This is a genomic window from Desulfovibrio sp. JC022 (assembly GCF_010470665.1).
Taxonomy (GTDB): Bacteria; Desulfobacterota; Desulfovibrionia; order Desulfovibrionales; family Desulfovibrionaceae; genus Maridesulfovibrio.
The window spans coordinates 626,269-637,948 of record NZ_VOPZ01000001.1; the positions used below are offsets into that span (position 1 = coordinate 626,269).

Here is an 11,680-nt window from a genome sequence, read left to right on the forward strand (position 1 = left end):
AAAAGATTTTGAAAAGGGGAGTCCAGAGGGGAAAAACTTTTGCAAAAGTTTTCCCCTCTGGTTCTTATTTATCAGGAGCCATAGCTTTGGTTAAGCGCAGGAGTACGGCCAATCCTTTTTTTACATCTTCATCGCCCAGCGAGCGCAGCAGATCGGTGAAGCCCACAGCTTCTACATCGCAATCTCCGACTTTGCAGGGTATAGAGGCCATATGTTCAATGAATCGCGTGGCTTCTGGGCTGCCCAGCTTCTGAACCGCGCCGAGCATGTTGACCATGGTCCCAGCCATTTCTTCCAATTCTTCTTTGGAAAAAGTTTCAGCAATTCTTTCAAGTGTACCGCCCCCGATGCGCAGTAGGTCAAAGACACCTTTTTGTTCCAATTCATCCAATCTGGAAATGTAGTAGGGCACAGTGACTTTCATGAGCGGTTCAGCCGTGTCTACAAAGTCGATGGCATTTTTGAGCTGATTAAGGGCGTAGTTGAGATTTTTAACGTTGCGGAGCATGTTCTTGCCCAGCCCGGTCAGGTCTGAGAGCTGAAATTCACTGTCTATCTCGGCCAATTCCAAAATTACATGGCGGACCATTTCATTGACCCGAGGTGTCAATTCTTCCTTGAATTCGTTCATGGAACGCGCCGATTCAGCCATTGGGGTAACAAGGGCTTCCAGCCGTTCGAGCCTTTCGAGGATTTCGTCTTCTTTTTTCATAAACTAACCCTCCGCTTCCTGCTCAATGTAGCGGCGCACCTTGCCAGCGAGATTCATTTCAGGTTCAAGGGGAAGCTCGTGTCCTTTCATCATCAGATTCCAGTATACCCAGCGGAACATCATTTTACCCCAGTAGTTGCCAAGGGATTCTTTGAGCAGGTCAAAGGGACCCATGCCGGGGAAAGGAAACATGCCGGGAAGCGGCTCGACTTTGTAGTTGAAATCCAAAAGTACCGCTTTTTCAAAACCGGAAGCCAGAAAACAGGTGGCATGACCGTCAAAAGTCGGATTGGCATCATAGCCGTCAATCTCGCGGATAATGTTGTTTACAACGGTGGTGGACTGGTAGTGGGCAGTTGATCCGGCCTTGGAGGCTGGAACGTTGGTAGCATCACCGATGACGAAAACACGATCCATACCTTCAGCCTTCAAAGTGAAATTATCAGTCTGCATAAATCCCATGGGATCGCCCATACTGGAGTCAGTGATGCATTTGTCGCCGAGGTTGGGCGGAATGGATACCAGCAGATCATAGTCGACTTTTTTACCGTTTGCGGATTCGATCAGTCGCTCTTTGGCGTTTACATTGTCCAAAGCGAATTGGGTGGTGACCTTGATGTTTTTCTTCTTCGCCAGTGCTGAAAGAGCCTTGGTGGCAACCGGTTTGGTGAAAACACCGTCCAGCGGGGTGACCAGTTCTATTTCCACTTGGTCGCGAACTCCATTTATAGTGAAAAACCAGTCAGCCATAAAAACGAATTCAAGAGGAGCAATGGGACATTTGTAGGGGACATCGGCAATGTTGAGCACAATTTTGCCGGAAGAAAAGTATTTCAGTTCCTTGCGCAGGGCCTGTGCGCCTCCGAGTGAGTAGAAATCAAATACGGATTTGCGCCAGCCGTCCATCATACCGTCTACTTCAGATGGATCGATGCGTGCCCCGGAGGCTACTACAAGCCAGTCATAATCATAGCTGGCTTTTAGCGTCTCAACCTTGTGGCTGTCGGTATTAATTTTAGTGACCGTGTCGAGAACGAATTCTACGCCTTCAGGGATGAATTCCCGTTTAGGCTTTAGTACGTCTTTTTTGCTGTAAATCCCAAAGGGGATAAATAAGTAGCCGGGTTGGTAATGGTGTTTTTCATCCCGGTCAATGATGGTGATTTCAAATTCATCTTCTTCCAGTTCTTTGCGCAGCAGGTTGGCAACCATGGTTCCGCCTGCCCCGGCACCGATAATCACGATTTTCCGCATCTGTACATCCCTCTGTGTTAAAAGATAAAATAGAACAGAGACCTGCTATAATTTTAACACAGTAGGGAATTTGAGATTATATTTTTAATAAAACACGTAGATGAATTAGAAGCTGCCGTTATAACGGACTTTTTTGGTATGAATCGGCATCTATACAGGTTGAGGTCAGGATTTAGCTTTGCCGCTTTTTTTATCCTGACTCAAAATGACCCCGCCCATGACCAGTGCGGCTGCGATGAACTGCATGGAGGTGAAGGTCTCTCCGAGAATCAGCCAGCCGAGGAAGAGAGTGAATACTGGGATCAGGTTCACGTAGGCAGTCGTCTGGTTTGCCGGAAGCTTGGACATGCCGAAATTGTACAGACCGTATGCCCCGATGGTGATGCAGATTCCCAGATAAACGATACTGCCCGCTGCCAGAGGATCGAATACAGTGGGGATGTTGGTGGAAGGCAGGGCCAACAGGGGCAGGTAGAATATGGCTCCCATGAAGGCCTGAAATGCGGTCAGGAAAAGGGTGGAATAATGGGCGGTCATTTTTTTTAGCACGGTCATGTAGCCCACAGCGCAACACATGGCCAGAAATTCAAGAAAGTTACCGAGTGCCGGATTAGGTGCACTTTCTGTAGACTCAGAAGAAAGAGAAAGCCATATTCCGCCGCAAACAGCCAGCGTGAAGCCTGCCAGTGTCTTGCGGCTGAGCCGTTCATTGAGGATAAAGCGTGCGGCTACAGCCATAAGCAGTGGCAGGGTGGCGCAGATCATCCCGGCCTGTGAGGCGGAGGTCATGGTCAGGGCCTGACTTTCAAATACAAAATACATGCAGGGTTCGCAAAAGGCCATGAAGACCAATAGCTTAAGGTCGCCTTTGCGGATAGGTTGCTTCTTGAAGTTGGGAATGAAAAAAAGGAAGCAGAGCGAGGCCAGCATCATTCTGCCGAAGATCACAAAAGTTGGGTCATAGACCGCCATGGCTATTTTGAGCGCAATGAAGGAGCTGGACCAGAGCAGCACTGCGACGAGCAGGGCGACAACAGCGACATATTGGGAGTGGAGAAAAGACATTGGGACCCTCGCGGGAAAGATATTATCGATTTGGGAACCCTGAAATAGAAGTTGTGATTTGCTTTGTCAATATGGACTTAGTTCCGAAAATAGCAAAATGAGAGCTATAAAATGCAAAAATCCCCGCAAGCCGATGCTTGCGGGGATTTAAATTATTGTGGGTACAGCTCTAAACTATCGTGTCCACGCAAGGAGATTGAAGGGGGTGTATTTATTGTCAGGGTTTTCCGCGTAGCGGCAACCGAGGTTGGAATCATCACGTTTGTTGATGATATCGCAGTCGGAACCAGCGTAGTGCGGGCATTCATTGTTATTGCAGACAACGATAACACCCCATCCGGATTCCGGGGGTGCGATCCAAGGGCTGAGTTCTTTTCCGCAATGGGGGCAAGTCCTTTCTTCCAGTTCTACGCCGTCATAGATATAAGTCACGGTATCTCTCCTTGATTGTTTCTTGAAAAACTAAGTGTGAATTAATTCACAACACATGTAAAGTAAGATTGTATTCTTAGGAGTCAAGGCCGCTTATTCAGTTAGTTCGCGCAAAGTCTTGAAAAGAGCCCGTGCGGATTTGGGTGGCTTGGATTTGTCTTTTTCCTTTCTGGCATTGCGGGCCAGCTGTGAGATACGCTGACGGTCAGCCTGCGGATGTTGTTCCATGATTTCATCAAGCGCGGAAAAATCTCCATCGATAAGTCTGCTGCGCCATACTTCAAGGGCATGGAATTTCATATTATCGGCTTTGTTTCCAGTCTCGATATCTTCAAGAAAATCCACAAGCGGCTGAGTGTCGATGTCGCGGATGAGCTTGCCGATGTACTGCACTTTGCGGCGTTTGGCTTCATGGGCTTTAATTGCCATGGCGTCCAGCACTTCTTCAATAAAATAGTCCGGCAGACCGCATTTTTTTACCAGTTCAGGACCGAGGGTCATGAGCTTTTCGGCCAGCTTTTGCAGTGCGACCATTTCGCGTTTTTTCTGCGATCTACTGGGACCGGAAAGTTCCTCGTCGTCGTTATATAAATCTTCTGTTTCGTACATATATTATGCCTCGGACAGCCCTATCTGGACTCTCCAAAAAAAAATTTAAATTTATTTCAATGTATTGTCTCCAGCGGCAAAGCCCTACTTGGGAGTGCAGAGGGCCGCGGGCCCTTTGCCCGCTGGAGGCGAAATCCTTTTATCTAAAAAGCGCGTAGCGCATCAAAATGCAATCTTCCATGTTTTTTAAAACAAGTCTAGCTGCGGTTGGTCAGCCAGACCCCGAAGATCGTCAAGGCTCCGCCGATAACCAGAAAAAGATCCACGGGTTCGTCCAGCATGATCGCACCGAGAGCCACTGCTGTGACCGGGACAAGGTTGATGAAAATTCCGGTTTTGGATGGTCCGATTTCCTGCATTGCTTCAAAATACCAGCTGAACCCGAGGCTTGTTCCGAGCAGGGCCAGATATATTATGCAGCTGTAATCCACAAAAGATGCATTGATCATTTCAGAGAGCAGACCGTGATACAAGGCAGGGACTAGCAACATACCTGTTCCGAACAGGCAGCACCAGTAAACCATCTCAATGGGATGGATTTTTTTCATGACCGGTTTTCCTGCCAATGAATATGCGGCCCAGCTTATAACGCAACCGATAATGCAGAGATCTCCGAAACTTGTTCCTTCCGTAATGATCGATATGGGGTTGCCATGACCGATGATGGTGCTGACTCCGATCAGGGCCAGTACGAATCCTGCAATTTTCCATGCAGTGAACTTCTCCTTAAAAATAAGAGCTGATCCAAGAGCGATGAAAGTGGGCGTGGCTGCAATTATGAGTGCCGCTCTGCCAGCGGTGACAGTCTGCAATCCGCTGAAAAAGAGAATATTATACAGGAAAACTCCGGTCAGCCCGAGGAAGGCCAAAGGGAGGATGTCTGCTTTGGTGCAGCTGGGCTTCTTTCCTGTGGCCCGGCAGGTGAGGAAGAACATGAAAATGGTGGCAAAGAAAAAGCGCAGGAAAGCTGCTGAGTACGGGGTCAGGTCTCCGGCAAGGATTCGGCCTGCGATCCAAGTGCCGCCCCAGAAGATTACAGAGCCGATAAGTTTAAAGTAGAGCAGTGCGGGTGATGACATGTTGTTTCCTGCTTTGCAGCGGATTGATAAATGTGGTGGACGGGGAATCTTTACGATTAAAGATATGCAGCGTCAATTCATGAGTCGGCATATGAACAATATTCTTTGTTTTAGTTGGTCGGAATAAAGAGTTTATTGCGGATTTAAGTTTTTCAGTGTCATGCAATTGGTGTTTGCTTCGAAAATCAACGTGAGATTGTGGATTCCGAAGAATGTTCGGGAGGCTTGCTTTGTTCTGCTTTATTACATAATATACGAACTTAATTCGTCAAGCTCCGCTTGGTTTCAAATTACTATCCGACTTTTGCATTGCAGTTCTCTGCATTTCCGAAACCAGACCTCTGTATTAATTAGTCTCAATTTTTTGTCACTGTTCTGTTTTGTTCAGTGTCTCTTGTTATGGTTGTTTCCTACATAAATGTATGTTGCTTGATGAGTCATGGTAGTTTTGATTGATCGATTAATCAATTGATAAGTGGTATGTAGTGTATGTTTAGGTGTGCAGCAGTCAAAAATTTATGTATACAAGGAGGTGTGTAGAAATAAATTCGTTTATACAATTGTTTTGCTTAACTTTTGACGTTTTGGTGCATGTCGTTGTGTGATTTCTTCTTGACAAAACCTCTAAAATTGAATTTTATTCTAAAAGACAAATGAATAAGAGAAAGATTGACGAAACTGATCGTAGAATTCTGACAATACTTCAGAATAGTGGCCGGGTCTCCAATGCTGACATCGCAAGAAAGGTCGGCATGGCTCCTTCAGCAGTACTTGAGCGTGTCCGCAAATTGGAACGCAAAGGCGTGCTTACCGGATATGAAGCGATTGTAGATCCCAAGGCTGTCGGGCGTTCCCTTACTGCCTTCATCTTTGTGAATGTGAATGAGGGTGTGGGGGCTACCTCCACAGGTGAAGAGCTTTCCCGTGTTCCCGGAGTTCTTGAAGTGCACTATTGTGCAGGGCGGGACAGCTATCTTATCAAGGTCCGTTCTGAGGACACCGACGGGCTGGCTATTATGCTGGGACAGATCGGAAGGATTGAAACCGTCAGGGACACCAACTCAACCATCGTATTAAACACCATCAAGGAGTCGCGGGCAATTCCTCTGGAAGAGGAAGAAAATTACGAATCATAGCAGACTGTGCCATATCCCGTATACAGGCTCGGCAGTGTGAGCCTGTAGCTTCCTGTTAACTCAGGGTCGGAGTGATTTTTAATCGGTCTGCAAAAAATATGATTTTGAAGAACCATTAAAAATCTCAGGAGAGTCAGGTATGAATGCAGAAGTCTCCACTCTGGACAACAAAGTAATCGAACGCGGAAAGCAGTTTTTTGATTCCATTTCCGGTGAAGCACCTTCAGTCTTTAATAAAGGCTGGTGGACAGGAAAGGTTATGGACTGGTCCATGAAAAATGAAGATTTCAAGGTCCAGATGTTCCGCTTTGTTGACGTTTTGCCATACCTGAATACTTCCGAGTCTCTTTCAAGGCATATTGAAGAGTATTTCGCAGGGGATGACAGTAATATTCCCGATGTCCTCAAATGGGGTGCCACTAAGACCGGATTCGGCGGCGGCCTTGTAGCCAAGGTTTTGAACAAGACCATCCGTTCAAACATTGAAGGTATGGCCCGTCAGTTCATTATCGGTCAGAAATCCAAGGAAGCGGTTAAAGGTATCCGCAAACTGCGCAAGGACGGCTTTGCCTTTGTTCTTGACCTGCTCGGTGAGGCCACCGTTTCCCACGAGGAAGCCGCAGCCTATCGTGATGGATATCTGGAAGTCCTTGATGCCATTGAAAAAGAATACAAGAAATGGGATGCCCTTGATGCTTCCGGCGACCTTGACTGGGGACATGCTCCCAAGATCAACGTTGCTGTAAAACCTTCCGCATTTTATTCCCAGTCCAAGCCTGTAGATCTTGAAGGTACTGTGCAGGGTATGATGGATGCCATTGAGCCTGTGTTCAAGAAGATCATGGACATGAACGGTTTCATGTGTATCGACATGGAAGCCCTTAAATACAAAGAACCCACCGTTGAAATGTATAAGCGGTTCAGGAAAAAATATCCTGATTATCCGCATCTCGGAATCGTTTTTCAGGCCTACCTGCGCAGTGTTGATGATGACGTCTCCGGCTTGCTCGATTGGGCACGCGAAGAGAAACTGCCCATCTCCATCCGTCTGGTAAAGGGTGCTTACTGGGATTACGAAACCGTACTCGCCAAGCAGAATGACTGGCCTGTTCCGGTCTGGACTCATAAGCCTGAATCAGACATGGCCTTTGAGCGTGTTTCCAAGATGATTCTTGAGAATCACGACATCTGCCATTATGCCTGCGCATCCCATAACATCCGTTCTATTTCCTCAGTAATGGAAGTTGCTAACGAATTGAATGTCCCTGAAGAAAGATACGAATTTCAGGTTCTTTACGGAATGGCTGAACCTGTGCGTAAGGGATTGAGGAATGTTGCCAAGCGCGTTCGCCTTTATTGTCCCTACGGTGACCTTATTCCCGGTATGGCTTATCTTGTTCGCCGTCTGCTGGAAAACACCGCTAACGAATCTTTCCTTAAGCAGACCTTTGCAGATGAGGCCGATGTAAGTCGTCTGCTTGAGAATCCTGAACTGACCCTTGAGCGTGAACTTGCCGCCAAGCCCAAAAATAATCCGGGCAACAATACTCCAGAGGGTGAGTTACCGCGGTTTAACAACTATCCGCCTGCGGATTTCACTATTAAAGAAGAGCGTGACGGTTTTCCTGCATCCATGACGAGAATTCGTCAGGACTTCGGCAAACGGTATCCGCTTTACATAGGTGGACAGGACGTTGTTACCGATGACACTCTCGATTCCTACAACCCGGCTGATACTTCCGAGATCATCGGCTCTGTTTGTCAGGCCGGAACAGCTGAGGTTGATAAGGCTGTAGCCACTGCCAAACAGGCTTACCTTGATTGGCGTGATGTAGAGCCAAAAGAACGCGCCCAGTACCTGCTCAAGGCTTCTCAATATCTCAAAGACAATATGTATGACCTTTGCGCAATGCAGGTCCTTGAAGTGGGTAAGCAGTGGGATCAGGCTCAGGGTGATGTTGCCGAGGCCATTGACTTTCTCGAATACTATGCCCGCGAAATGATTCGACACGGCAGTCCCAAGCGTATGGGGAATGCTCCTGGCGAATATTCTCAGTATTTTTATCAGGGCAAGGGCGTTGCCGCAGTTATCGCGCCGTGGAACTTTCCGCTGGCTATCAGTGTTGGTATGGTTTCCGCCGCCATTGTTGCGGGTTGCCCGGTTGTATACAAACCTGCCGGGATTGCTTCCGCAGTGGGTTACGGCATCGTGGAAATGTTTAAGGCCGCAGGATTGCCGGACGGCGTTTTTAACTACTGCCCCGGTCGCGGTTCTGTGATGGGTGACCATCTGGTTGACCATCCCGATGTCTCTGTCATCGCTTTCACCGGATCAATGGAAGTGGGACTGCGTATTCAGGAACGCGCTGCCAAGGTCCACCCCGGTCAGGAGCAGTGCAAGAAAGTTATCGCTGAAATGGGCGGAAAAAACGGTATCATTATTGATGACGATGCCGACCTTGATGAAGCCGTACTCGGTGTGCTTTACGCGGCCTTCGGTTTTCAGGGACAGAAATGCTCGGCTTGTTCCCGCGCCATTGTCCTTGATTCCATCTATGACCGTTTCATCCACCGTTTGAAGGAAGCTGCTGCATCCATCAAGCTCGGACCCGCTGAAGATCCCACAAATTACATGGGACCGGTTGTCGATAAGGCAGCTCAGAAAAACGTGCTTGAGTACTGCAAAGTTGCCGAAGAAGAAGGTAGTGTTGTCATCAAGCAGGAAGCCCCTGCCGAATACCAAGACAAGGGCTGCTACGCTCCGCTGTTGGTAGTGGACGGCATCACTAAGGAAAACCGCATTGCTCAGGAAGAGGTCTTCGGTCCTGTTCTTTCCATCATGCGGGCCAAGGATTTTGACGAAGCCCTTGATATCGCCAACTCCACCAGATTTGCGCTTACCGGTGCTGTTTATTCCAGAAGCCCCAAAAACCTTGAAAAGGCTTCACGCGAATTCCGGGTCGGTAACCTTTACCTGAACAAGCCCAGCGTTGGTGCTCTGGTTGAGCGTCACGCATTCGGCGGATTCAAGATGTCCGGTGTAGGTTCCAAGGCCGGTGGTCCCGATTACCTGCTCCAGTTTATGGATCCGCGTCTTGTTTGTGAAAATACTATGCGCCGCGGTTTCGCTCCCATCTCCGAGGATGATGATTGGGTGGCATAGATTACGATCCGAAATACTAGGTTAAAATAAAAGGACCGCAATATCTTCCATGATATTGCGGTCCTTTTTGCGTGGTTTATTTGTGAGCGTGGAGTGGGGTTCTGAAATGAAACTCCGCGGCTGTTAAGGATTAACGATTGTCCTTGGCCTCGTTCATTTTTTCAATAAGTGCCTGAAGCTCAGATGCAAGCTGGCTGACATTGTCGGCTGCCTCTGCGGATTGAGCTACATTTTCAGATATTTCAGCGGAAATGGTATTTATCTCCATGGTGGATGAATTGATTTGCTCAGCAGCAGCTGATTGCTCTTCAGTTGCGGTGGCGATTGATTCTACCTGATTTGCTGATTCGTTGACGATTTCAACAATGGTTTGCAGTGAATTTCCGGCATCCTCAGCTAATTCAGCGCATTTGGTAACCGCGTTGTCAGTTGTCTTCATGATATCAAGACTGGTGGATGTTCCGGTTTGAATTGCAGCAATGGCATTGCCTACTTCCTGAGTGGCGGCCATTGTTTTTTCCGCAAGTTTGCGGACTTCATCGGCTACAACAGCGAAACCGCGGCCTGCTTCTCCTGCCCGTGCTGCTTCAATAGCGGCATTCAGGGCCAGAAGGTTGGTCTGATCGGCAATGTCGGAAATGACGCTCATGATCTGTCCGATGGATTCGGCCTGCTGATCCTGTTTGGCAAGAGCGGTTTGGAGTTCTCCGGCACTCTCCTGAACCTGACTGGTCGCCCCGACTACCTGTTCAACAATAGAAAATCCTTCGTGTGCTTTTTCCGCAGCGTCACGGGTGCCTTCAGAGGCATTGGAAGAGTTGCTGGCGACTTCAAGAATGGTTGCGCTCATTTGGTCAACGGCGGTAGCGGTTTCCTGCACCCGGTGCTTCTGGTTGTCGGCTCCATCCATAATGCCTGAAGACTGGCGGGCAAGTTGTTCTGCCGCAGAGTTGAGGCTCAAGGTAATGTCACCGGCGTCATCGGCAATTGCGGAAAGTGTTTCAAGGAGCGAGGTTGCATATTCTTTTTCAGAGTGTGCTTCTTCCATGGCCTCCCGTGCTTTCTGGGCTTGATTGTCAGCTTCGATTGATTTCTGTTCGGCTTCATCCATACTCTTTTTCAATTGGACGACCATTTCAGCAATGGTCACGCGCAGGTCTTCAAGTTCGCCGTGAAAGCTGATTCTGTTGCAGGATTCAAAGTCGCCGGTGCTAACCTCTCGGGCACATGTCTGTAAATCCGAGAGCGGACCAAGTATGGATCTGATTATGAGCAGTACCGCAGTAATGAGTAATACGGCGGCAATCAATTCTGCTGCGATTGTGGCTGTATTGATCAGCTTTTGTTGACTGCGCAGTTGTTTTTCAGATTTTGTGGCCAGTTCTTCAAGAAGCGGCTCCATTTTATGGATTACGGCTCTGAATTTATTTTGCTCAGATTTAATCCGAAGAGTTCCCTGAGCATATCTGTCCATGCCTTCACTGTATACTTTCAGTTTTTCAAGGATGTATTCTCTGCGCTCCGGGGTGAAGTCGGATTGTTCGACACTTGAAACCAGTGCGGCCATGTTTTTGTTGAATTTGTCCAGATATTTTGCATCAATTCTAATCATGAAATCTTTTTCGTTTCTGCGCAGTCTGAGAATCCCGGCCTCATAAAGCTTGTCTCCTCCCATGACTGCTTTTTCAGCATCACGGACTGCTTTGCGTAATTCCCCAAGAAGTCCGGTGTCCTTGGTCAGGCCGAGTTTTATATAATTGTTGGCAACGACCATAAATTGCTTCTCATAATCGGAAGAAAGGGATTTCCCCTGGACAGCCAGATCCTTGAGTGAACCGTGTGTCAGCTCGTCAAGATGGCTTTGCATCATGCTGGTTTTCGTTTTCAGCTTTTCGATGTATTCATTATCTTTGCGCAGAATAAAGTCTTTTTCTGCCCGGCGGGCCTGCAACATTTCAATTTCAAGTTGAAGGGCGTGCTCTTCCATGAGCAGGCTTTCTTCAACCAGCTGTGTGCCGAAGAAATTGATTGTAAAAACAGCTAAAAAACCAGCAATGGCCAGTGCTCCGATAGACCAAAGTTTCATTTTAATCGTCCGCCTCTAAGGTTAAATCCCCCGGCTTCAGCCGGGTAGCTTTCAGCTAGTAGTTGCTTTATATTCTCCGTATGGAATACCGCAGAGGCAGTCATACGAAGTACAAAATTGAGTATCACTTTGTTTGGGTCACGA

Annotated in this window: 9 protein-coding genes; 2 read left to right on the forward strand and 7 right to left on the reverse strand. The window is 47.9% G+C overall.

Features of this window, described 5'->3' with window-relative positions:
- Positions 1-64: 64 nt before the first annotated feature.
- From FMS18_RS02905 to FMS18_RS02930, 6 genes are all read right to left on the reverse strand, one after another.
- Positions 65-712: a DUF1641 domain-containing protein gene (locus tag FMS18_RS02905; protein WP_163292234.1), complete on the reverse strand. Its 648-nt coding sequence runs from the start codon at positions 710-712 to the stop codon at positions 65-67.
- 3 nt (positions 713-715) lie between these two features.
- Positions 716-1,966 (reverse strand): NAD(P)/FAD-dependent oxidoreductase, encoded by a 1,251-nt coding sequence (locus FMS18_RS02910; RefSeq protein ID WP_163292235.1) that lies wholly within the window; start codon positions 1,964-1,966, stop codon positions 716-718.
- 165 nt (positions 1,967-2,131) lie between these two features.
- Complete coding sequence (locus FMS18_RS02915) at positions 2,132-3,031, reverse strand: DMT family transporter (protein WP_163292236.1); 900 nt, start codon at positions 3,029-3,031, stop codon at positions 2,132-2,134.
- A 174-nt stretch (positions 3,032-3,205) separates the two neighbouring features.
- Entirely contained in the window at positions 3,206-3,463 is a 258-nt protein-coding gene (locus tag FMS18_RS02920; protein WP_163292237.1) for a hypothetical protein, read from the reverse strand.
- A 93-nt stretch (positions 3,464-3,556) separates the two neighbouring features.
- Positions 3,557-4,072 (reverse strand): ribosome biogenesis factor YjgA, encoded by a 516-nt coding sequence (yjgA, locus tag FMS18_RS02925; RefSeq protein ID WP_163292238.1) that lies wholly within the window; start codon positions 4,070-4,072, stop codon positions 3,557-3,559.
- 197 nt (positions 4,073-4,269) lie between these two features.
- The gene (locus tag FMS18_RS02930; protein ID WP_163292239.1) at positions 4,270-5,151 is read right to left on the reverse strand and encodes a DMT family transporter; all 882 of its coding nucleotides are present in this window, start codon (positions 5,149-5,151) and stop codon (positions 4,270-4,272) included.
- A gap of 653 nt (positions 5,152-5,804) precedes the next feature.
- Between FMS18_RS02930 and FMS18_RS02935 the strand changes: the two genes are divergently transcribed.
- Complete coding sequence (locus FMS18_RS02935; RefSeq protein ID WP_163292240.1) at positions 5,805-6,287, forward strand: Lrp/AsnC family transcriptional regulator; 483 nt, start codon at positions 5,805-5,807, stop codon at positions 6,285-6,287.
- Positions 6,288-6,426: 139 nt separating this feature from the next.
- Complete coding sequence (locus tag FMS18_RS02940) at positions 6,427-9,450, forward strand: proline dehydrogenase family protein (protein WP_163292241.1); 3,024 nt, start codon at positions 6,427-6,429, stop codon at positions 9,448-9,450.
- 130 nt (positions 9,451-9,580) lie between these two features.
- Here the strand turns inward: FMS18_RS02940 and FMS18_RS02945 are convergent, their stop codons facing one another.
- A complete protein-coding gene (locus tag FMS18_RS02945) occupies positions 9,581-11,536 on the reverse strand; it encodes a methyl-accepting chemotaxis protein (protein ID WP_163292242.1) in 1,956 nt (651 codons plus the stop codon).
- Positions 11,537-11,680: the final 144 nt, after the last annotated feature.

Excerpts from the sequence above, each read along its gene's own strand:
- FMS18_RS02905 (WP_163292234.1), bottom strand. The coding sequence starts at position 712 with ATGAAAAAAGAAGACGAAATCCTCGAAAGGCTCGAACGGCTGGAAGCC.
- FMS18_RS02910 (WP_163292235.1), bottom strand. The coding sequence starts at position 1,966 with ATGCGGAAAATCGTGATTATCGGTGCCGGGGCAGGCGGAACCATGGTT.
- FMS18_RS02915 (WP_163292236.1), bottom strand. The coding sequence starts at position 3,031 with ATGTCTTTTCTCCACTCCCAATATGTCGCTGTTGTCGCCCTGCTCGTC.
- yjgA (WP_163292238.1), bottom strand. The coding sequence starts at position 4,072 with ATGTACGAAACAGAAGATTTATATAACGACGACGAGGAACTTTCCGGT.
- FMS18_RS02930 (WP_163292239.1), bottom strand. The coding sequence starts at position 5,151 with ATGTCATCACCCGCACTGCTCTACTTTAAACTTATCGGCTCTGTAATC.
- FMS18_RS02935 (WP_163292240.1), top strand. The coding sequence starts at position 5,805 with ATGAATAAGAGAAAGATTGACGAAACTGATCGTAGAATTCTGACAATA.
- FMS18_RS02940 (WP_163292241.1), top strand. The coding sequence starts at position 6,427 with ATGAATGCAGAAGTCTCCACTCTGGACAACAAAGTAATCGAACGCGGA.
- FMS18_RS02945 (WP_163292242.1), bottom strand. The coding sequence starts at position 11,536 with ATGAAACTTTGGTCTATCGGAGCACTGGCCATTGCTGGTTTTTTAGCT.